This window comes from Pseudomonas sp. MHK4, from assembly GCF_054600775.1.
On sequence record NZ_BAAIAK010000007.1, the window covers coordinates 147,788 to 169,533 of the forward strand.

22 protein-coding genes are annotated in these 21,746 nt (G+C 60.5%); 11 read left to right on the forward strand and 11 right to left on the reverse strand.

Going from position 1 to position 21,746, the window contains the following annotated elements; genetic code table 11:
* Positions 1–180: 180 nt before the first annotated feature.
* The 10 genes from ACYP2Q_RS18985 to ACYP2Q_RS19030 all read left to right on the forward strand — a co-directional run bounded on the left by ACYP2Q_RS18985 (position 181) and on the right by ACYP2Q_RS19030 (position 7,210).
* A complete protein-coding gene (locus ACYP2Q_RS18985; RefSeq protein ID WP_459731947.1) occupies positions 181–1,155 on the forward strand; it encodes a KpsF/GutQ family sugar-phosphate isomerase in 975 nt (324 codons plus the stop codon).
* Positions 1,155–1,679 (forward strand): KdsC family phosphatase, encoded by a 525-nt coding sequence (locus ACYP2Q_RS18990; RefSeq protein WP_459731948.1) that lies wholly within the window; start codon positions 1,155–1,157, stop codon positions 1,677–1,679. The genes ACYP2Q_RS18985 and ACYP2Q_RS18990 overlap by 1 nt, the downstream gene beginning before the upstream one ends.
* An 8-nt stretch (positions 1,680–1,687) precedes the next feature.
* Positions 1,688–2,260: an LPS export ABC transporter periplasmic protein LptC gene (lptC, locus tag ACYP2Q_RS18995; RefSeq protein WP_459731949.1), complete on the forward strand. Its 573-nt coding sequence runs from the start codon at positions 1,688–1,690 to the stop codon at positions 2,258–2,260.
* On the forward strand, positions 2,247–2,795 hold the full coding sequence (lptA, locus tag ACYP2Q_RS19000) for a lipopolysaccharide transport periplasmic protein LptA (protein ID WP_459731950.1): 549 nt from the start codon (positions 2,247–2,249) through the stop codon (positions 2,793–2,795). Before lptC ends, lptA begins: the two co-directional genes overlap by 14 nt.
* Positions 2,795–3,520, forward strand: a complete 726-nt coding sequence (lptB, locus tag ACYP2Q_RS19005) for an LPS export ABC transporter ATP-binding protein (protein WP_459731951.1) — start codon at positions 2,795–2,797, stop codon at positions 3,518–3,520. The genes lptA and lptB overlap by 1 nt, the downstream gene beginning before the upstream one ends.
* Positions 3,521–3,704: 184 nt before the next feature.
* Positions 3,705–5,198 (forward strand): RNA polymerase factor sigma-54, encoded by a 1,494-nt coding sequence (locus ACYP2Q_RS19010; protein ID WP_459731952.1) that lies wholly within the window; start codon positions 3,705–3,707, stop codon positions 5,196–5,198.
* Positions 5,199–5,273: 75 nt separating this feature from the next.
* Positions 5,274–5,582, forward strand: a complete 309-nt coding sequence (hpf, locus tag ACYP2Q_RS19015) for a ribosome hibernation-promoting factor, HPF/YfiA family (protein WP_008018717.1) — start codon at positions 5,274–5,276, stop codon at positions 5,580–5,582.
* Positions 5,583–5,594: 12 nt separating this feature from the next.
* A complete protein-coding gene (ptsN, locus tag ACYP2Q_RS19020) occupies positions 5,595–6,059 on the forward strand; it encodes a PTS IIA-like nitrogen regulatory protein PtsN (protein WP_274074014.1) in 465 nt (154 codons plus the stop codon).
* 2 nt (positions 6,060–6,061) lie between these two features.
* Positions 6,062–6,919: an RNase adapter RapZ gene (rapZ, locus tag ACYP2Q_RS19025; protein ID WP_459731953.1), complete on the forward strand. Its 858-nt coding sequence runs from the start codon at positions 6,062–6,064 to the stop codon at positions 6,917–6,919.
* 15 nt (positions 6,920–6,934) lie between these two features.
* On the forward strand, positions 6,935–7,210 hold the full coding sequence (locus ACYP2Q_RS19030; protein ID WP_459731955.1) for an HPr family phosphocarrier protein: 276 nt from the start codon (positions 6,935–6,937) through the stop codon (positions 7,208–7,210).
* An 89-nt stretch (positions 7,211–7,299) separates the two neighbouring features.
* Here ACYP2Q_RS19030 and ACYP2Q_RS19035 read toward each other — a convergent pair whose 3' ends face one another.
* The 6 genes from ACYP2Q_RS19035 to pmbA all read right to left on the reverse strand — a co-directional run bounded on the left by ACYP2Q_RS19035 (position 7,300) and on the right by pmbA (position 12,629).
* Positions 7,300–8,193: a ZIP family metal transporter gene (locus ACYP2Q_RS19035; protein ID WP_459731956.1), complete on the reverse strand. Its 894-nt coding sequence runs from the start codon at positions 8,191–8,193 to the stop codon at positions 7,300–7,302.
* Between the two features lie 30 nt (positions 8,194–8,223).
* Positions 8,224–8,835 carry a superoxide dismutase gene (locus tag ACYP2Q_RS19040; RefSeq protein ID WP_459731957.1) on the reverse strand — a complete coding sequence of 204 codons (612 nt, stop codon included), beginning with the start codon at positions 8,833–8,835 and terminating at the stop codon, positions 8,224–8,226.
* 2 nt (positions 8,836–8,837) lie between these two features.
* Positions 8,838–9,278, reverse strand: a complete 441-nt coding sequence (locus ACYP2Q_RS19045; protein WP_459731958.1) for a hypothetical protein — start codon at positions 9,276–9,278, stop codon at positions 8,838–8,840.
* A 27-nt stretch (positions 9,279–9,305) separates the two neighbouring features.
* On the reverse strand, positions 9,306–10,682 hold the full coding sequence (locus ACYP2Q_RS19050) for a class II fumarate hydratase (RefSeq protein WP_459731959.1): 1,377 nt from the start codon (positions 10,680–10,682) through the stop codon (positions 9,306–9,308).
* Entirely contained in the window at positions 10,663–11,070 is a 408-nt protein-coding gene (locus ACYP2Q_RS19055; protein WP_459731960.1) for a FagA protein, read from the reverse strand. Before ACYP2Q_RS19055 ends, ACYP2Q_RS19050 begins: the two co-directional genes overlap by 20 nt.
* A 212-nt stretch (positions 11,071–11,282) precedes the next feature.
* On the reverse strand, positions 11,283–12,629 hold the full coding sequence (gene pmbA / locus ACYP2Q_RS19060; protein ID WP_459731961.1) for a metalloprotease PmbA: 1,347 nt from the start codon (positions 12,627–12,629) through the stop codon (positions 11,283–11,285).
* 108 nt (positions 12,630–12,737) lie between these two features.
* Here pmbA and yjgA point away from each other — a divergent pair, with 108 nt between their 5' ends.
* Positions 12,738–13,262 carry a ribosome biogenesis factor YjgA gene (yjgA, locus tag ACYP2Q_RS19065; RefSeq protein ID WP_034148278.1) on the forward strand — a complete coding sequence of 175 codons (525 nt, stop codon included), beginning with the start codon at positions 12,738–12,740 and terminating at the stop codon, positions 13,260–13,262.
* A gap of 101 nt (positions 13,263–13,363) precedes the next feature.
* Here yjgA and tldD read toward each other — a convergent pair whose 3' ends face one another.
* The 5 genes from tldD to ACYP2Q_RS19090 form a co-directional block, all read right to left on the reverse strand.
* Positions 13,364–14,806: a metalloprotease TldD gene (gene tldD, locus ACYP2Q_RS19070; protein WP_459731962.1), complete on the reverse strand. Its 1,443-nt coding sequence runs from the start codon at positions 14,804–14,806 to the stop codon at positions 13,364–13,366.
* 18 nt (positions 14,807–14,824) lie between these two features.
* Positions 14,825–15,673, reverse strand: coding sequence for a carbon-nitrogen hydrolase family protein (locus tag ACYP2Q_RS19075; protein WP_459731963.1), 849 nt, complete (start codon positions 15,671–15,673; stop codon positions 14,825–14,827).
* Positions 15,674–15,754: 81 nt separating this feature from the next.
* The gene (locus ACYP2Q_RS19080) at positions 15,755–19,558 is read right to left on the reverse strand and encodes a YhdP family protein (RefSeq protein WP_459731964.1); all 3,804 of its coding nucleotides are present in this window, start codon (positions 19,556–19,558) and stop codon (positions 15,755–15,757) included.
* Between the two features lie 75 nt (positions 19,559–19,633).
* Positions 19,634–21,091: a ribonuclease G gene (rng, locus tag ACYP2Q_RS19085; protein WP_110746812.1), complete on the reverse strand. Its 1,458-nt coding sequence runs from the start codon at positions 21,089–21,091 to the stop codon at positions 19,634–19,636.
* A 48-nt stretch (positions 21,092–21,139) separates the two neighbouring features.
* Positions 21,140–21,736 (reverse strand): Maf family protein, encoded by a 597-nt coding sequence (locus ACYP2Q_RS19090; protein WP_459731965.1) that lies wholly within the window; start codon positions 21,734–21,736, stop codon positions 21,140–21,142.
* Between the last annotated feature and the right edge of the window lie 10 nt (positions 21,737–21,746).

A 21,746-nucleotide genomic window follows, 5' to 3' on the forward strand; every position in this document is an offset into this window, starting at 1 on the left:
CACTGCAAGCGTCACGCCCCCAAGGCCAATGCCGGACCAAGTTCAGCAACATGACAGCCAGGAAGCTCCATCTAGAGGGTATTGGGTAACAACGAATGACAATGGGCAACGAACTTGCGTGAGGGTTTCAGCCATAACGGCTATAATCGCCGCCTTTTCATCAGGCTAAGCATTTCCGAAATGAGCCAATCCAGCGACCTGATCAAGTCAGCACAACGTACCATCCGCCTCGAACTGGAAGCCGTAAAAGGCTTGCTGCCGCATATCGACGCGGACTTCGTGCGCGCCTGCGAAATGATTCTGACCAGCAAAGGGCGCGTCGTCGTGGTCGGCATGGGCAAATCCGGGCACATCGGCAACAAGATTGCCGCGACCCTGGCCAGTACCGGCACTACGGCGTTTTTCGTGCATCCTGCCGAAGCCAGCCATGGCGACATGGGCATGATCACCCGCGACGACATCATCCTGGCGCTGTCGAATTCCGGCTCGACCAATGAAATCGTCACCCTGCTGCCGCTGATCAAGCGCCTGGGCATCCAGCTGATCAGCATGACCGGCAAACCCGACTCACCGCTGGCCAAGGCAGCGCAGGTCAATTTGAATGTACATGTCGAGCACGAGGCCTGCCCGTTGAACCTGGCGCCCACCTCGTCGACGACCGCCGCACTGGTCATGGGCGATGCCCTGGCCGTCGCATTGTTGGAAGCCCGCGGTTTTACCGCCGAGGATTTCGCCTTTTCCCACCCGGGCGGTGCGCTGGGCCGACGCCTGCTGCTGAAGGTGGAAAACGTCATGCACGCCGGGCAAGAGCTGCCGCAAGTACAACGCGGCACTTTGCTCAAGGATGCGTTGATGGAAATGACTCGCAAAGGCCTGGGCATGACCGTGGTACTCGAGGCCGATGGCAAGCTGGCCGGGATCTTCACCGACGGTGATTTGCGGCGCACGCTGGACCGTAGCATCGACATCCACAGCGCCACTATCGATCAGGTCATGACGGCCCACGGCAAGACCGCCCGTGCCGAAATGCTCGCTGCCGAAGCCCTGAAAATAATGGAAGATCACAAAATCAACGCACTGGTCGTGGTCGATAGCGAAGACCGCCCGGTCGGCGCCCTGAACATGCACGACTTACTGCGTGCGGGAGTAATGTAATGAGCACGGACCTGCTGCAACGCGGCCAACAGATCAAACTGGCGGTGTTCGATGTCGACGGCGTCCTGACCGACGGGCGCCTGTACTTCCTCGAAGACGGCAGCGAATTCAAGACGTTCAATACGCTCGACGGCCAGGGCATCAAGATGCTGATGGCGGCCGGCGTGCAGACCGCCATCATCAGTGGCCGCAAGACTCCGGTGGTCGAGCGACGGGCGAAGAACCTCGGCATTCCCCACCTGTATCAGGGTCGCGAAGACAAACTGGTGGTGCTCGACGAGCTTCTTGGCAAACTCGGCCTAAGCTATGAGCAGGTCGCTTACCTCGGTGACGACTTGCCGGACTTGCCGGTTATCCGCCGCGTTGGCCTGGGCATGGCCGTGGCCAATGCCGCCAGCTTCGTGCGCGAGCACGCTCACGGCATCACCCAGGCACGTGGTGGCGAAGGCGCCGCCCGTGAATTCTGCGAATTGATCCTGCGCGCCCAAGGCCGCCTCGATGAGGCCAACGTCGCGTACCTGTGAGCCAGATCATGCTAAGTAAAAAGATTCGCAACATTCTGGTGTTCGGTAGCATCACGGCGATTTTCGCTGCTGTCGGCTACTGGAACATCAGCCCGGAACGCTTTCTCGACAAGCCGGTAGTGCAGATCGATGAAAGCGCCATCGACTATTACGCCACCAACGCCCACAGCGTACAGTTCCTGCCGGACGGTAGGCTGCAATACGAGATGACGTCGGACAAGGTCGAGCACGTGAAGGCCACCGAAGTGACGCTGCTGACCAACCCCGACCTGAACATGTTCCGCGGAACCGAGTTTCCGTGGCACGTGCAGAGCGAAAAAGGCGAAGTCAATCCTGACGGCACGGAGGTCGAGCTGATCGATTCGGTGCGCATTACCCGTTTTGACGAGAAAAACCGCAGGACCCTGATCACCACCACTCGCATGACCGTGTTCCCGCAGCAGCAATATGCGCAGACCGAGCGAGACGTTAGAATCGACGGCGCTGGTGGCGTATCGACTGGCAAGGGAATGAAGGCGTATTTGAAAGAAAGCAGGATACACCTGCTATCGAACGTAAGAGGACAGTATGAGGCTCGTTAAAACCCTCCCTATTTTGCTCAGTCTGGGCGCTGCACTGGGAAGCGTGAGCGCCTGGGCTCTGCCGGACGATCAACAGCAGCCTATTCGCATTCAGGCCGACGATGCCCAGCTGGACGACAAGCAAGGCATCGCCACGTATACCGGCGACGTCATCATCACTCAGGGTTCGATGAAGGTCACCGGCAACAAGGTGACAATGACCCGCGCCCCGAACGGCGACATCGACGTGGTGACCTCGGTGGGCAACCTGGCCTACTTCGAGCAACTGCAGACGGCCGGCGACACCAAGCCGGTGCAGGGCTGGGGCGTGACCATCCAGTACCTCGCCCCGCAAAACCGCGTGGTACTGATCGACAAGGCCAAAGTCATCGACAAGGACAACAACGTCACCCAGGGCGAGAAAATCGTCTATGACACCGAGAAGAAACTGGCCAGCGCCGGTCGCGCCACGGGCAGCAAGGTGACCGAGTCGCGTCCACGCATCGACATGGTGATCCAGCCGAAAAAGAAAACCGACGAGCAAAAGGCCCCGTAATGGCAACTCTGAAAGCCCAGCACCTGGCCAAGGCCTACAAGAGCCGCCAGGTTGTGCGTGACGTCAGCCTGTCCATCGACAGCGGCCAGATCGTCGGCCTGCTCGGCCCCAACGGTGCCGGCAAGACCACCTGCTTCTACATGATCGTTGGCCTGGTGCAGGCCGATCAGGGTCGTGTGCTGATCGATGACCTCGACGTCAGCCACCAGCCGATGCACGGTCGTGCCAAGGCGGGTATTGGCTATCTGCCGCAGGAAGCGTCGATCTTTCGCAAACTGTCGGTGGCCGACAACATCATGGCCATCCTCGAGACCCGCAAGGAGCTCGACAAGGCCGGTCGCCGCAAGGAACTGGAGAGCCTGCTGCAGGAATTCCACATCAGCCACATCCGCGACAACCTCGGCATGAGCCTGTCCGGCGGCGAACGCCGCCGCGTGGAAATCGCCCGGGCACTGGCCACCAACCCGAAATTCATCCTGCTCGACGAACCGTTCGCCGGTGTCGACCCGATTTCGGTGGGCGACATCAAGCAGATCATCCATCACCTCAAGGCCAAGGGCATCGGGGTGCTGATCACCGACCACAACGTCCGTGAAACCCTGGATATCTGTGAAACCGCCTACATCGTCAACGATGGCCAACTGATCGCCGAAGGCGACGCTGAAACCATCCTGGCCAATGACCTGGTCAAGGAAGTGTACCTGGGGCACGAATTCCGTCTGTAAGCGTCGAGGTGTCCGGCGGGTCGACCGAGCGCCTGGCGCAATAAAAAATCAACCTTTTTTTATTGTTACAGCGCTCTAGGCAAACGCCGCAGTTTCAGGCATATAATTTGCTTATGTTTGGCGCTTCGGCGCCCTGTAGTGGATGGCGCATGTGCGCCGGCGAATAAGGTGTTAAGCCCCTGCCATGAAACCATCGCTAGTCTTGAGAATGGGCCAGCAGCTGACGATGACACCGCAGCTGCAACAGGCCATCCGCCTGCTCCAATTGTCGACCCTGGACCTGCAACAGGAAATCCAGGAGGCCCTGGAGTCCAATCCGATGCTCGAGCGCCAGGAAGAAGGCGACGACTTCGACAATTCCGACCCGCTGGCCGACAACGCCGAACACAAGCCCAGTACCGATATCCAGGAGCCCTCCTACCAGGAAACCGCCCCAACCGTCGATAACCTCGAGGAAGGCGACTGGAACGAGCGCATCCCCAACGAACTGCCGGTCGACACCGCTTGGGAAGACGTCTATCAGACCAGCGCCAGCAGCCTGCCAAGCAACGATGATGACGAGTGGGATTTCACCACCCGCACATCGGCGGGCGAGAGCCTGCAAAGCCACCTGCTGTGGCAATTGAACCTGGCACCGATGTCCGACACCGATCGCCTGATCGCCGTGACCCTCATCGACTGCATCAACAACCAGGGTTATCTGGACGAGACGCTGGAGGAAATCCTCGAAGCCTTCGATCCGGAACTCGACATCGAACTGGACGAGATCGAAGCCGTCCTGCACCGCATCCAGCAATTCGAACCCGCCGGCATCGGAGCACGCAACCTGGGCGAATGCCTGCTGCTGCAATTGCGCCAGCTGCCCGCCAAGACGCCTTGGCTGGCCGAAGCCAAGCGCCTGGTCACCGACTACATCGACCTTCTCGGCAGCCGCGACTACAGCCAGCTGATGCGCCGCATGAAGCTCAAGGAAGACGAACTGCGCCAGGTGATCGAACTGGTCCAGAGCCTCAACCCGCGCCCAGGCTCGCAAATCGAGTCGACCGAAGCCGAATATGTGGTTCCCGACGTGATCGTGCGCAAGGACAACGAGCGCTGGCTGGTCGAACTCAACCAGGAATCGGTGCCGCGCCTGCGGGTCAACGCCCAGTATGCAGGCTTCGTTCGCCGGGCCGACACCAGCGCCGACAACACCTTCATGCGTAATCAGTTGCAGGAAGCCCGCTGGTTCATCAAGAGCCTGCAAAGCCGCAACGAAACCCTGATGAAGGTGGCCACGCAGATCGTCGAGCACCAGCGCGGCTTCCTGGAATACGGCGACGAAGCCATGAAACCGCTGGTGCTGCATGACATCGCCGAAGCGGTCGGCATGCACGAGTCGACGATTTCGCGGGTGACCACGCAGAAATTCATGCATACCCCTCGGGGCATTTATGAGCTGAAATACTTTTTCTCCAGCCACGTCAGCACCTCCGAGGGCGGAGAATGCTCGTCCACGGCGATTCGCGCGATCATCAAAAAACTGGTGGCGGCGGAAAATCAGAAAAAGCCGTTGAGTGACAGCAAGATCGCTGGTTTACTGGAGGCACAAGGCATTCAGGTGGCTCGCCGCACCGTCGCCAAGTACCGCGAATCCCTGGGGATCGCGCCTTCGAGCGAACGCAAGCGGTTGATGTAGGGCCACGCCACAGCGTTCCAGTGGCAGATCATCTGGATCTGCCGCTTTATGCACTGGCAACGAAGGAGAAGCTGTATGCAAGTCAACATCAGTGGACACCAACTGGAAGTGACCGAACCTCTTCGCTCCTACATCGGCGAAAAACTCGAACGATTGGAGCGACATTTCGACAAGATCACCAACGTGCAGGTCACGATGACGGTCGAAAAGCTGAAGCAGAAAATCGAAGCCACGCTGCATATTCCCGGCAATGAAGTGGTCGCTAACGCGGAACATACCGATATGTACGCGGCAATCGACGCACTGACTGACAAGCTGGATAAACAACTCAAAAAGCATAAGGAAAAGACCCAGAGCCTCCTCCAAGGCGCTACGGGTCGTTAACACTCCCAACCCATGATCCGACTTGAAAGCATCCTGACCCCCGGCCGTTCCCTGGTGAACGTGCCGGGCGGCAGTAAAAAGAAAGCCCTCGAGCAAATTGCCAACCTGATCGCCCGGGAAGTGCCGGATCTGGAGATGCAAGATGTCTTCGAGGCTTTGATTGCCCGTGAAAAACTCGGCTCGACCGGTTTTGGCAACGGCATCGCCATTCCCCACTGTCGCCTGAAGGGCTGCACATCGCCCATCAGTGCCTTGATGCATCTAGACGCCCCCATAGATTTCGACGCCATCGACGGCGCCCCGGTTGACCTTTTGTTCGTGCTACTGGTCCCGGAAGCCGCTACCGATGCGCACCTGGAGCTGTTACGCCAGATCGCCAGCATGCTCGACCGCAAGGAAGTGCGCGAAAAACTGCGCAGCGCCGCGAGCAATGAAGCCTTGTATCAGGTTGTCCTGGACGAGCAAAACGGGCATTAATCATGCGCTTGATCATCGTCAGCGGTCGCTCCGGCTCGGGTAAAAGTACCGCCCTCGACGTTCTCGAGGACAACGGTTACTACTGTATCGACAACCTGCCTGCCGGGTTGCTGCCCGAACTGGCCGAGCGCGCGCTGATCCACACCGAGCTGGCACAACCGCTGGTAGCCGTATCCATCGATGCGCGCAACCTGCCAAGTCACCTGTCGCGTTTCCCCGAGTTGCTGGCAGAAGTGCGCAGCCGCCACATCCAGTGCGATGTCCTGTACCTGGATGCCGACGAGGAAACCCTGCTCAAGCGTTTCTCTGAAACCCGCAGGCGTCACCCGCTGAGCAATGCCAACCGCTCACTGGCCGAGGCGATCAACGACGAGACCACCCTGCTCGGGCCGATTGCCGACCTGGCCGATCTCAAGCTCAACACCACCAGTCTCAATTTGTATCAGCTGCGCGATACCCTCAAGTTGCGCCTGCTGAACCAGCCAGAACCCGGCACGGCATTCCTCGTGGAGTCGTTCGGGTTCAAGCGTGGCATGCCCGTCGACGCCGACCTGGTATTCGATGTGCGCTGCCTGCCCAATCCTTACTGGAAGCCGGAACTGCGCGAGCAGTCCGGGCTCGACCAACCGGTGGCCGATTACCTGGCGGCGCAACCCGATGTCGAGGAAATGTTCCAGGACATTTCTACATACCTGCTCAAATGGCTGCCGCGCTTTGCCGCCAGCAACCGCGCCTATGTCACTATTGCCATTGGCTGCACTGGCGGCCATCACCGCTCCGTCTACCTGACTGAACGTCTCGGCCAGGTCCTGCAGCAATCCCTGAAGAACGTCCAGGTTCGCCACCGCGACCTCAGCTAAAGGATTCACACCGCGATGCCTGCTCTGGAAATCGAAATCATCAACAAGCTGGGGCTGCATGCCCGCGCTTCGGCCAAATTCGTTGGGATCGCCGGTCAATTCAAGGATTGCACGATCAGGGTAGGACGCACGGCAGAGACCACCGTCGATGGTAAAAGCATCATGGCGATGATGATGCTGGCCGCCGGCAAGGGCACCAAAATCCATTTGAGCACGGAAGGCGAGCAGGAACAGGAAGCGCTGGATGCGCTGGTGGCGTTGATCAACAACTACTTCGACGAAGGCGAGTAAGGATCAAAATCAAAGGATCGCAGCCTGCGACAGCTCCTACATGGGATCGTGTTTACCTGTAGGAGCTGCCGCAGGCTGCGATCTTTTTCTTAACCCAACGCCGTATCCATCACCATCATCAAACAAAACCCGATCAGCAACCCAAGGCTGGCCAGCTTGTCATGACCATTACGGCGCGACTCGGGAATGACTTCGTGGGTGACCACCAACAACATCGCGCCCGCCGCCAGCGCCAACCCCAAAGGCAAGAGCAATTCGGCCAGGCTCACCAGCCACGCGCACAACAGCGCGAACACCGGCTCTACCAACCCGGACGCCGCACCAATCAGGAAAGCCTTGAAACGCGACATCCCGGCCCCGGCCAGGACCAACGCAATCACCAAGCCTTCTGGCACATCCTGCAAGGCAATGCCCATTGCCAGGCTGTCGGCGTCAGGCATGCCGCCACCGGCCGACACGCCGACCGCCATGCCTTCAGGGATGTTATGGGCAATGATGGCAAACACGAACAGCCAGATCCGTGGCGCAATGACCGGATGCTCTGCGGTGCCGACGAGCATTTGCGGTGAAGCATCCGAGACCTTGCGATCCACCAGGAACAGACCGAAGGCGCCGAGCATGATGCCAAGACACATCAGGCTGCCGGCTGCCCACGGCGTCATGCCCAGGTTTTCTGCTGCGGTGATGCCCGGCACGATCAGCGAAAACGCGGTCGCCGCGAGCATTACGCCAGCACCAAAGCCCAGCAGCGTATCGCTAAGAACCTGGGGCATGCGCCGGATCACCAGCACCGGCACGGCCCCGAGCGCCGTGCCCAGGGCGCAGATCGCACCGCCCTGCAACGCCCGCGACAGCCTGGGCTCGAGGTCCAGCCAGGCCAGCCCGTGTGCAACCAGCAAGCTCAGGCCCGCTAGCAGTAACAGCGATCCAAATGCGTAACGAAACATTCGTCCACTTCCGATCGCCAGCGTTTCAGTGCCCATAATCAGCCTTGGGTGGTTTTTATAAAGGACTCAGGCCAGTGCAGCTTGATAGCGCGCCGCAACTTCTGGCCAATTGATCACGTTGTAGAACGCGCTGATGTATTCCGGACGGCGGTTCTGATACTGCAGGTAGTACGCGTGCTCCCACACATCCAGGCCGAGGATCGGCGTATTGCCGTTCATCAACGGGCTGTCCTGATTGCCACTGCTTTCCACCAACAGGGTCTTTTGCGGGGTTACGCTCAGCCAGGCCCAACCACTGCCGAAACGAGTCAGCGCCGCCTTGGTGAATGCGTCCTTGAAATTGTCGAGGCCACCCAGTTGCTCATCGATGGCCTGGGCCAGAGTGCCTTCGGGCTTGCCGCCGCCATGAGGCGCCATGACTTCCCAGAACAGCGAATGGTTGGCGTGGCCGCCGCCCTGATTGATCACCGCTGCCCGGAGTTTCTCCGGCAGTTGCTGCACGGCGGCCACCAGTTTTTCGACTGGCCACTCGGCGAACTCGGTGCCCTCGACCGCCGCGTTCAGGTTGTTGATATAGGTCTGGTGGTGCTTGGTGTAGTGGATCTCCATGGTCTGCGCATCAATGTGCGGTTCCAGGGCGTCGTAGGCATACGGCAAGGCAGGCAGGGTAAAAGCCATGTTCAGTGGACTCCATGATGGTGAGGCGCAAGACGTTGCGACTTTGATGCAGCCTCGATGTGCAGTAACCGATGGGTGCGTGGATATTCACCGTGTTCGCTGATGAAATTCAGCAGTTCGACGTAGGTCTTGTTGCTCTGGCGCAGCGCCGCTTCACGCAGGGCCGGCGTCAGTCGCGGATCCTGCATGGCCTGTAGCAGGTGCTGGTGAATGGCGCACAGGTACTCGGCGCTCTCCTCTGGCTGATTCAGGCGCAAATGCAGGTCCGCCAGGTTGTGGTGGGAGATCACACAGGCCGCCACCGCTTCATCGGCATTTGCCCAGCGCTCGAACAGCACCTGGGCCAGTGCCAATGCCTGCAAGTAAGCCTCGCGAGCATCGACCAGCTCGCCCAACATGAAACAGCGATTAGCCCTTTCGATCGTGCGTTTCCAGTGTTCCATGGTGAGCCTCCAAAGCGGTGGTGGTAGTTACACGCCGCCTGCAGTGAGTTTTTCCGGGTTGAGCAACTCTTCGAGCTGGCTACGCGACAAGTCGGTGTGCTCCAGCGCGACATCGATCACCGGGCGCCCCTGCTGATAGGCCTTCTTGGCGATTTCAGCGGCTTTCTGGTAGCCAATGATCGGATTGAGTGCGGTCACCAGGATCGGGTTGCGTGATAGCGCCTCCTTGATCCGGTCTTCGTTGACCTTGAAGCTGGCAATCGCCTTTTCGCCCAGCAGACGGCTGGAGTTGGCCAGCAATTCGATACTGCTCAGCAGGTTCTGGGCGACGATGGGCAGCATCACGTTCAACTCGAAATTGCCCGACTGACCGGCGATGGTGATTACCGTGTCGTTACCGATCACCTGAGCGGCGACCATGGCGGTGGCTTCCGGGATCACCGGGTTGACCTTACCGGGCATGATCGAAGACCCCGGCTGCAAGGCTTCGAGCTCTATCTCACCCAGTCCGGCCAAGGGACCGGAGTTCATCCAGCGCAGGTCGTTGGCGATTTTCATCAGCGACACCGCGGTTGCCTTGAGCTGGCCGGAAACGGCAACGGCGGTGTCCTGGGACCCGATCAGGGCAAACAGATCAACGCCCGGGGTGAACCGCACCTGGGTCAATTTGCTCAACTGTTGGCTGAAGCGTGCAGCGAATTCGGGATGCGCATTGACCCCCGTCCCCACTGCGGTGCCGCCCTGGGCCAGGGATTGCAGGCTTGGCTGCAGGCCCTGCAAATGGCCGATGTTGGCCCTGAGCTGTTGCGCCCAACCCTTGAGCACCTGGCTCATGCGCACCGGCATGGCATCCATGAGGTGGGTGCGACCGGTCTTGACATGGCGATGCACCTCTTGTGCCTTGCGCTCGATCACCTGCACCAGCCCGTTCAAGGCCGGCAGCAACTGCTCGTGCAAGGCCAGCGCGGCACTGACGTGGATAGTGGTCGGGATGATGTCGTTGCTACTCTGCCCGCAATTGACATGATCGTTGGCGTTCACCGGCTCGCCGAGCAGGCGGCTGGCCAGTGTGGCGATCACTTCGTTGGCATTCATGTTGGAGCTGGTGCCGGAACCGGTCTGGAACACATCCACCGGGAAATGCTGCATGAAATCGCCTTCCAGCAGGCCTTGCGCCGCCTCGACGATGGCGTTGCCCTGGGACTCGCTGATCTGCTTGAGCTCGATGTTGGCGCGAGCAGCAGCCGCCTTGGCCAGGATCAACGCACGAATGAACTGCTCCGGCATCGGCTTGCCGCTGATCGGGAAGTTATCCACTGCACGCTGAGTCTGTGCGCCATAGAGAGCATCTTGCGGGACCTGAAGTTCGCCCATGCTGTCGCGCTCAATACGTGTCTTGGTCATCTGAAAATCCTTGCACCAGTTCGTTTAAGGGAATCGAGGGTTGCAACTCGCAGGTCGCCAGTTGCCAGGTGTAGCTCTGCCAGCGGTTGAGGCGGCATTTGCACAAAGCGAGGCGTTCGAGTTCGCGCAATGGGCGCCAGGCCTGGTCGAGGCAGTAGGTGCGCCAGTGCCAGGGCAGCGCGACATCGGCGGCGGTGTCGAGCAGCAAACGGAAGGAGGTTTCGGCAATGGTCCAGGCGGAGGTAGACGTGCAACAGGCCAGATACCGGCCTTCGGCCAGGTAATGATCGATCAGGCGCGGCTCGTCGGGATCCATCGCACAACGGATCTGGCGACTCATCCAGCGCCAGCTTTCGAGGTAAGGCTGCTCGTGCAAGGCAGAACTCATGATCCGGGGCTCATTCGGTAATGAGATTTATTATTAGATGATAATGAGAACCAACACAAGAGCAAAGACACACCACGAACCCTGTAGGAGCGGGCTTGCCCGCGAAGCTCTTGGCGGCCGTGAGGGCCGCTTCGCGAGCAAGCTCGCTCCTACAAGGACAAAAAAGGCGCGCCACCTGATGGGTGACGCGCCTTTTTGTGTAGCGGCGAGGCTTAGCTGCCCGCCACCGTCATGCGCTCGATCAACACCGAACCGGTGCGAATGTTGCTGCGCAGTTCCAGGTCATTACCCACGGCAACGATCTGCTTGAACATGTCGCGCATGTTGCCGGCGATGGTCACTTCCTGGACCGCGAACTGGATTTCGCCGTTCTCAACCCAGTAACCCGCCGCGCCACGGGAGTAATCGCCGGTCACCATGTTCAGGCCCTGGCCCATCAGCTCGGTCACCAGCAGGCCGCGCCCCATGCGCCGCAGCAAGGCAGCCTGGTCCTCGTCGCCATGGGTGACGAACAGGTTGTGCACGCCACCCGCGTTGGCGGTGCTCGGCATGCCAAGTTTGCGGCCGGAGTAGGTGCCGAGGATGTAGGACACCAGCTCGCCCTTTTCGACGAACGGTTTGGCGTAGGTCGCCAGGCCGTCACCGTCGAACGCCGCACTGCCCATGGCCCGCATCAGGTGCGGACGCTCGTCGATGGTCAGCCATTCCGGGAACAGCTTCTGCCCCAGCGTGCCTTCGAGGAACGAGGATTTGCGATACAGGCTGCCGCCGGAAATCGCCGACAGAAAACTGCCGAACAACCCGCCGGCCAGCTCCGCGGAAAACAGCACCGGCACTTCGCAGGTCGGCACCGGACGTGCACCCAGGCGGCTCGCCGCGCGCTGCGCCGCACGTTGGCCGATGCTCACCGGGTCGGCCAGCAGGTTGCCCTGGCGGTTCACGTCATACCAGTAATCGCGCTGCATCTGGCCATCAGCCTCGGCGATCATGACGCAACTCAAGCTGTGCCGGGTCGATGCGTAACCGCCAACAAACCCATGGCTGTTGCCATAGACACGGCAGCCCTGGTGGGTGCTCAGGGTGGTGCCATCGGCATTCTTGATCCGGCTGTCGGCGGCAAACGCCGCCGCTTCACAGTTCAGCGCCAGCTCGATTGCCTGTTCCGGGGTGATATCCCATTGGTGGAACAGGTCGAAGTCCTGCAAGTCCTTGGCCATCAGCGCGGCATCTGCCAGGCCCGAGGCTTCGTCTTCCGAGGTATGCTTGGCGATCGCCAGGGCAGCGGCTACGGTTTCGCGAATCGCCTCAGGGCCACTGGCCGAAGTGCTGGCCGAGCCCTTGCGCTGACCGACGTACAGGGTGATGCCAAAACCCTGGTCGCGGTTGAATTCGACGGTTTCGACTTCACGCTGCCGAACTGTGGTCGACAGGCCCTGCTCCAGGGATACCGCCACTTCGCAGGCACTGGCCCCCTGACGCTTGGCTTCAGCGATGATCTGCTCGACTTGTTCCTGCAGTGCCGGCAACGCTTGTGGGCCGACGCTTTCAACTGCACTCATGCTGTTCTCCACTCAAATTCTGCTTTCGGTAACGGTCATCGAGCGACCGGGCCGGACAAGCGGCCCCCGACTGGTTATCATGGCGGCGTTTCTTTGCGGACGGCCACCATGGTTGATTCTTACGACGACTCCCTCGATACGGGAGAAAAAAGCAAATCCCAGGTTAAACGCGAGCTGCATGCTCTGGTTGACCTCGGCGAGCGCCTTACAACGCTCAAGCCTGACTTGCTGGCAAAACTGCCTTTGACCGACGCCATGCGCCGGGCTTTGGCCGATGCGCCCAAGCACACCGCGAACATCGCGCGTAAACGGCACCTTCAGTTCATCGGCAAGCTGATGCGCGATCAGGACACTGACGCGATTCTGGTCTTGCTCGATCAACTCGATGCCTCCACTCGCCAATACAACGAACGCTTCCATAACCTGGAACGTTGGCGCGATCGTCTGATCGCCGGCGACGATGCCGTACTGGAAAAATTCGTCGTCGACTACCCGGACGCGGACCGCCAGCAATTGCGTTCCCTGATCCGTCAGGCCCAGCACGAGGTTGCGCAAAACAAGCCTCCTGCTTCCAGCCGTAAAATCTTCAAGTACATCCGTGAGCTGGACGAGACTCAACGCGGTCTGCGTTAAGTCATCACAGCCTCTGTAGGAGCTGCCGAAGGCTGCGATCTTTGCTTTTAAAGATCAAAAGATCGCAGCCTTCGGCAGCTCCTACAGAGGGATGTATGTCCCTATGCGCCCGTGCCACCCACGGTAATCGCATCAATCTTCAGCGTTGGCTGGCCGACACCCACCGGCACCGACTGCCCATCCTTGCCACACGTCCCCACACCACTGTCCAGCGCCAGATCGTTGCCGACCATCGACACCTTGCTCATGGCCTCCGGGCCGTTGCCGATCAAGGTCGCGCCTTTGACCGGCGCGGTGATCTTGCCGTCCTCGATCAGGTACGCCTCGCTGGTGGAGAACACGAACTTGCCGCTGGTGATATCCACCTGGCCGCCGCCGAGGTTGGCGCAGTAGATGCCCTTCTTCACCGATGCGATGATTTCCGCCGGGTCGCTTTCGCCGGCGAGCATGTAGGTGTTGGTCATGCGCGGCATCGGCAGGTGCGCGTAGGATTCGCGACGACCGTTACCGGTGCGGGCCACGCCCATCAGGCGGGCGTTGAGCTTGTCCTGCATGTAGCCCTTGAGCACGCCGTTTTCGATCAGCGTGGTGCACTCGGTTGGCGTACCTTCGTCGTCGACGTTCAAGGAGCCACGGCGACCGGCCAGGGTGCCATCATCGACAATAGTGCACAGCTTGGACGCAACCATCTCGCCCATGCGCCCGCTGTAGGCCGAACTGCCTTTGCGGTTGAAGTCGCCTTCCAGGCCGTGGCCGACCGCTTCGTGCAGCAATACGCCCGACCAGCCGGAACCCAGCACCACCGGCAAGGTACCGGCCGGCGCCGGAATGGCTTCCAGATTGACCAAGGCCTGGCGCAGCGCTTCACGGGCATAGCTCATGGCCCGGTCTTCGGCGAGGAAATAACGGTAATCGGTACGCCCGCCACCGCCGTGGCCACCGCGCTCGCGACGGCCGTTCTGCTCGACGATCACGCTGACGTTGAAACGCACCAGCGGCCGTACATCTGCCGCCAGGCCGCCGTCGGTGGACGCCACCAGGATCCGCTCCCAGACGCCGGCCATGCTCACGGTGACCTGCTGGATGCGCGGATCGAGGGCGCGGGTGGCGGCATCGATGCGCTTGAGCAGATCGACTTTTTCGGCACGGGTCAGCACTTCCAGAGGATTGTCCGGCCCGTACAACTGCGCCACATCCTGAGTGGTGAACGCTTGCACGGTGCCATTCTGCCCGGCCCGGGAGATCGAACGGGCGGCACGGGCCGCCGCGCCCAGGGCTTCCAGGGTGATGGCGTTGCTGTAGGCAAACCCGGTCTTCTCACCGGATTGCGCGCGCACGCCAACCCCTTGGTCGAGGTTGAAGCTGCCTTCCTTGACGATGCCGTCTTCCAGCGCCCAGGATTCGGAAATCTGCCCCTGAAAATACAGGTCGGCGGCATCGATGCCAGGGCCGGCCAGGTCGCCAAGCACACCTTGCAGGCTTTCGATCGTTACGCCACCCGGCGCCAGGAGGTGTTCACTGACTGAGGACAACAACTCGCTCATATGCTTTACGCCTTCAATTCATCGTTCTGAGGCAGGTCGCTGGGCGCCCTGCGAGAAAAAGCGCCGGTGAGTGGACACCGGCATCCGCGCCCGGATGGACGCCTGTTCGCTGCTATCGATTTCGGCCAGCAGCACGGCCTCGCCTTGATCCTGTTGTGCCAGCACCCGTCCCCATGGGTCGACAATGGCCGCGTGCCCCCAGGTTTCCCTCGGCCCCGGATGGGTTCCCCCCTGGGCGGCTGCGAGCATATAACACTGGGTTTCGATGGCTCGCGCGCGAACCAGCACATCCCAATGCGCCGCGCCGGTCACCGCGGTAAACGCCGATGGCGCGGTAATAAGCTCTGCCCCGGCAGCGCGTAGCTCGCTGTACAGTTCCGGGAAGCGCAGGTCATAACAGACCGTCAGGCCGACTCGACCGACCGGTGTGTCCGCAACCACCACGCCACTGCCATAAGCATAGTCATCGGATTCGCGATAACGGCCGCGATTGTCCGCCACGTCCACGTCAAACAGGTGCAGCTTGTCGTAGCGTGCCACCGTCTCGCCGTGATCATCCACCAGCAACGAGCAGGCATGCACCTTTGCCGTCGGTTGATCCACCGGCGGCAACGGCAAGGTACCGGCCACTATCCATAACTTGAGGTCGCAGGCCGCCTGTTTCAACCACGGCAGGATCGGGCCTTCACCCAGCGCCTCGGCACGACCGATGTCGGCGATGTCGCGCCGGCCCATGGCGGCGAAGTTTTCCGGCAGCACGGCCAGTTTCGCACCACCAGCGGCCGCTTGCTCCAGCAGCTGACGCGCCCGGGCCAGATTGGCAGGCACATCGCTCTGGCTGACCATTTGAATTACCGCTACAGACATGGCCTTTTCCTTGTGCGGAAATCAACACATATAGGGGTGGGGGTACGGCCATGCTACTCCATAGGCCAGGGGAGTGGTTTCTCAAAAAGCCTTGTCGAAGGTAATTTTCGGCTCCTTCCACGGCCCCTTGACGGTGTACTTCACGCTGGCAAAACGCGAGACACGGTCACCGATCAACTTGTCGATCAGGAACAGCGCCCCACCAATGGCCGGTGCACCGACGATCAGTGCGGCAATTGGCAAGTTGTTGGTCACCGGCAAAGTCACCATCAATTTCGCATCGATCTGATCGGCCACCATGTTCAGGGTGCCGTTGAGTTCAATGGTGCTCGACGGGCCAGTCAGGCGGATAGGTTCGCGTGTCACGTACACGCCGTTGGTCGCCACCAGCAGTCCCTTGACCCGGTCATAGCTCAGGCCTTTGCCGAACAGATCGGAGAAATCCAGGCGCAAGCGGCGGCCAATCGAATTGAAATTGAGCAGGCCAAAGACCCGCAACGCCTGGGCGCTGCCTTCAACCTCGACAAACTGGCCTTCATTGAGCGATGCATCGAGGGTGCCGGAAAAGCGCTTGGTGGCCAGCCAAGCCGGCGAGCCGGGCCAGCGGCCGTCGACATCCATGTGGAATTCCCGGCTGGTGACGCTCGGTGCAAAGCCCCAGCCCTTGAGCACATCCGCGAGGTTCTTGCCGCTGATCCGCCCCTTGTACCAGCTGGAGCTGGCGCCGGGCGCGCCTTCCCAACCGCCGCTGCCTTGCAACAGGATGCCCTTGAGCCCCATATCGAGCGAGTTGAGCGCAATACCCTTGGCCGTCGGACGCACCTTCAGCGACCAGGCGCCGACCAGATCGTTGCCCTGGTACAACTGGTTGATGGTGATATCCAGCGCCGGGATCTTTTTCGGGTCCACCGAGGCCAGGGGGTCTGGCGAGTTTTCATCGGCCAGCACCTTCGGGTCGGGGGCCGGCAACCGCACGGTTTGCAGATTGATCACCATTGGCGCGGCCTTGGCATCGGGGAAGCTGGCGTTGCCCTTGACCTGTTGGCTATCGAGTTGCAAGGCCCATGCGGACGGTTTGCGCGTCAGCTGTACCGCGGCCTGATCCAGCGTGGTGCCGAAAGCGCGGAGCTTGCCGACCTTGATGTCCGCACCACTGAGCAACTGCTTGGCATTGCCGCCGGGGTCTTGCCCGGCATACTTGCTCACCAGGTCCTGCCACGGGCCGACATCCAGTTCCGACAGCGTGCCACGAATCCGAAGGCCCTTGGCGTCGGGCAGCACGGCATTGCCATTGCCGAGGAACAACTCGCCGCGGCCGTTGGCAAAATTACTGGCCGGTGCGGCAAACGTGAAGTTCGCCAGCTCACCGTAGTTCACCCAGTAGCGTCGCTCCTCGCCTTGCAGGGTCATGCGGAACGAGGTCTCACGTCCGGCATCGGCCGCCAGGCCAAAAGGCGCCGGCAGATCGACGGCCACACCCTTGAGACTGGAATTGACCAATAACTGGCTATCGGCGCCATTGAGCGTCAATTGCAGTTGATACGGGATCACGCCGCTCACCGGCAACGGCTGGGTCACACTCAGCCAGTCCGTGAGCTTCTTGACTTCCACCTGCCCGGAAGCGGTGACCCGGGTGTTGAGCTTACCCTCGCGACCCTCGGCGAAAATTTGCGCAGTCACCGGCTTATCGAAGGCGCGCGCACTGATATTCTGCCCACTCAAGCCTTTGCTGCTGTCGAAACGGAAGTCACCCTTGAGCTGGGTCAGCTCAAGGGGGGGCTCGGGCAGTTTCAGGCGGGCCTTGGCCGTTTTGAAATCGACCAGGATCTTGGGCTGCTCGTCTTTGGCCAGCGCAATATCCAGCTTCAGCTTGCCTTGCAGGTCGCCCTCGCCTTCCCAGCCAGCGAAAGTCTCGGCAGTGCCTATCGGCGCTTCCTTGAGAATTTTCAGGCCATCGCCCAATCCGCCAGCGAACGCGCCATCGAGAAACAGATGACTGTTCTGCCCGGCGGGCGCGTGGGGAATATTGACGTAGATGTCGCGGACCTGGGTGTCGAGCAACTGCCCCTGACTGGCCAGAACCCGCACGCCACTGTCTTCGACGAACACATCACCCGTGACCTTGCTGACATGCGGCCAGCCAGGCTGAAACGCCAGCTCGGCATCGTGAACCTTGAAAAACAGGCTGATGCTGCGGGCCGTTTCCGCCGCGCCATGGTTCAACGAGCCCTGGTACTGGAAAAAACCCTGGTCCACCGCACCTTTGAGAATCGCCGTACGCAGCCACTCGTCCAGCGCCGGACTGAGCACTGTGGGCAGGTACTTGGCGGTGTAGCGACCGTCGCCCTCGACCATGCCGACCCGCAGGTCCATGTAGTCTTCCTTCGTGTCATCGAAAAACAGGCGGATCAGGAAGTCACCGGCAATCTTGCCCTCCTCGCCCAGCACCTTCAGGTACGGCGCGATGAGGGTGAAACTTTCCTTATCGAGCTTCCAGGTCAAGGTCGCGTTGGCCTGGATGTATTGCCATGGCTTGGCGAAAATCGGGTCCAGGTGCAGCATGAAATCCTTGCTGTCCATGCGCAACTCGCCATGGCCAAGGTCCCCGCTGATACTGCCCGACACGTTACGCGCCGCCGGCGCGCCGTGATACGCGTCAAAGCCGACCCGATCAAGGTTGGCCGCGAAACTGAACCTGCTGTCGTCGGTGGCATTGGGCTTCACGTCGATCAGGACGTTGCGCAGTCCCCCGGTGACTTTGAGCCGCTCGACCACCGTGGCGACGCCTTCCGGCAATGGCGCCAGGGCATTGAGCAGTGGTGTGAGCGGCGTCAGGTCAAGACGGTCGGCTTGCAGGTGCCAGAGATTCTGGGTGCTGTCCGCGTCCGTGGTCTGCTTGAATTGCAGGCGTGATTCCCAACGGGTCTCGCCAAGATTCATGGCCAGGGAATCTACCGTGACCAGCATGCCCTCGTCGCTGCGCTGGAAATAACCGTTAAGCGCCAGATTGTTGATCTGGATCGGCTTGCGCTCGGCGTAGGCACCCTTGAGTTGCGGCGCGTTCAAACGCACGGCGGCGCTTTGCAAGACGCCCTTGCCCCAGGTCACCCAAAGCTCGCCACCGGCCTTGATTTCGGAGAAATTCCAATTCTGGGTCAGGGTTTCGGGCAACCACTTCGACCAGTCACTTTGCGGCAGGCTCGCATAAACCTCCACCTCACCGTCCTTCCACTCGCTGGCGCGAATACGGCTGCGCAAACTCATGGCCATCGGCTGGCCATCGGGCAAGGTCAAACGGGCATCAAGGCGCTGGCGGGAGGCGCCGGTTTTCAGACTCAGGCCGACGTACGTCAGGGTCAGCGGCGATTCACCCCACGGCTGCAACGTGACCTGGCTATCGAGTACCGACAGTTTCTGGATCATTTGCATGCGATTGAGCAACTGCTCCGGGTCCAGCGGCTGATCGTCCTTTACCGGCAAACCTTCCAGCGCCCAATTGCCATCATCGCCTTGCTTGACGCTGATCTTCAGGCCATTGAGTTCCAGATTGGCGATGCGCACGTCGCGGGCCAGCAGACTGGCCCACAGGTCCGGGACAGCCCGCACCTGCTCCAGGTGCAGGGCGTTGGCACCTTCGCCCACCGTCACATCGTGAGCCGACAGAATCGGCGCGAAACCGCTCCAGCTGCCTTTCAACTCACCGATTTGCAGGGGCATGCCCAAGGCCGTGCCGGCCTTGGTTTCGACCTCGCTACGGTACTCGGCCACCAGGGGAGCCAGTTCCCTGCCAAGGCTGACGTACAACGCCATCAACACCAAAACCAACGCGCACAGGCCTAGACCCCAGCGGATCAATGCGGCCAAAATGCGTGTCAGACGCTCCATGTCAGTTGGCTCCCATGGCAAAATTCATGCAGAAAGCTGAGGCCAGCCGTTCAGGACAATTCAAGACGTAGCAGTTCAGAGCAGCACGACGTCGTATTGTTCCTGGGAATACATGGTTTCGACCTGGAACCTGATGGTGCGCCCGATGAACACTTCAAGTTCGGCGACGTTACCCGACTCTTCATCAAGCAGGCGATCGACGACTCGCTGGTTCGCCAATACACGATAGCCTTCCGCCTGATAGGCGCGAGCCTCACGGAGGATTTCGCGGAAAATTTCATAGCAAATGGTTTCCGGAGTCTTCAGCTTGCCGCGCCCCTGGCAACTGGTGCATGGCTCGCACAGGACCTGTTCGAGGCTTTCGCGGGTGCGCTTGCGAGTCATCTGGACCAGGCCCAGCTCGGTGATGCCGATGATGTTGGTCTTGGCGTGGTCGCGCTCCAGCTGCTTCTCCAGCGTGCGCAGCACCTGGCGCTGGTGCTCCTCATCCTCCATGTCGATGAAGTCGATGATGATGATCCCGCCCAGATTGCGCAGCCTTAGCTGACGGGCAATGGCGGTCGCTGCTTCGAGGTTGGTCTTGAAGATGGTTTCTTCGAGATTGCGATGCCCGACGAACGCCCCGGTGTTGACGTCGATGGTGCTCATGGCTTCCGCCGGGTCGACCACCAGGTAACCGCCGGACTTCAACGGGACCTTGCGCTCAAGGGCTTTCTGGATTTCATCTTCGACACCGTACAGGTCGAAAATCGGCCGCTCGCCGGGATAATGTTCCAGACGATCGGCGATCTCCGGCATCAGTTCGGCGACGAACTGCGTGGTTTTCTGGAAGGTTTCCCGGGAATCAATGCGAATTTTCTCGATCTTCGGGCTGACCAGGTCCCGCAACGTTCGCAGCGCCAGGCCAAGGTCTTCATAAATTACGCTGGGGGCGCTGATGGTTTTGATCTGCTCGCTGATCTGGTCCCACAGCCTGCGCAGATAGCGGATGTCCATGAGGATTTCATCGGCGCCCGCGCCCTCGGCCGCCGTGCGCAGGATGAACCCGCCCGCTTCCTTGATGCCCTCTTTGGCCACGCAATCAGTCACCACTTGCTTGAGGCGTTCGCGTTCGGCTTCGTCTTCGATCTTCAGCGAAATACCGACGTGCGCAGTGCGCGGCATGTACACCAGATAACGCGAAGGGATAGACAGCTGCGTCGTCAGGCGCGCGCCTTTGGAGCCGATCGGGTCCTTGGTGACTTGCACTACCAGGCTCTGGCCTTCGTGCACCAGCGCACTGATGCTCTCGACCGCCGGACCTTCACGCAAGGAGATTTCCGACGCATGAATGAACGCGGCGCGGTCCAGGCCAATATCGACGAACGCCGCCTGCATGCCCGGCAATACCCGCACCACCTTGCCTTTGTAGATGTTGCCGACGATCCCGCGCTTTTGCGTGCGCTCGACATGAACTTCTTGCAGGACACCGTTTTCGACCACCGCCACGCGCGATTCCATCGGCGTGATGTTGATCAGGATCTCTTCACTCATGGCAGGGTCTCGTTCAGGCATGTTCACGATAATGGCCGGATACAACGCTTAACGTGCGTTATGGGGTTGCCAACAGGGTATGCCGAAATGGCCGAGCAGTTCCGCGGTTTCGCACAGCGGCAGTCCAACTACCGCCGAGTAACTTCCAGTGAGCCCGGCGACAAACACCGCGCCCAGTCCTTGAATTCCGTATCCACCGGCCTTGTCCCGGGGTTCGCCGCTGGCCCAGTAGGCTGCCGCTTCATCAGGGCTGATTGCACGAAAACGTACCTGGCTGGTGACCACCAAAGACTCGTAGCGCTCGCCTTCGAGCAGCGCAATCGCGGTCAGGACCTGATGCTCACGCCCGGACAACATCTTCAGCATGGCGCACGCGTCGGCTTCATCAACTGGTTTTCCAAGAATTTTTCCGTCGAGCACCACAGCGGTATCAGCACCCAGCACGCAGCACGATGCTTCGGACGAGATCGCGCCGCGTCCGGCCTCGGCCTTGCCGCGCGCCAGGCGCTCGACATAGGCCGATGGGGTTTCGTGAGTCAAAGGGGTTTCATCGATATCCGCACTGATGGCGGAAAACGGTACGCCGATCTGCGTGAGCAGTTCACGCCGACGCGGCGAGCCAGAGGCGAGGTACAACCGTTTCATAAAGACCTCT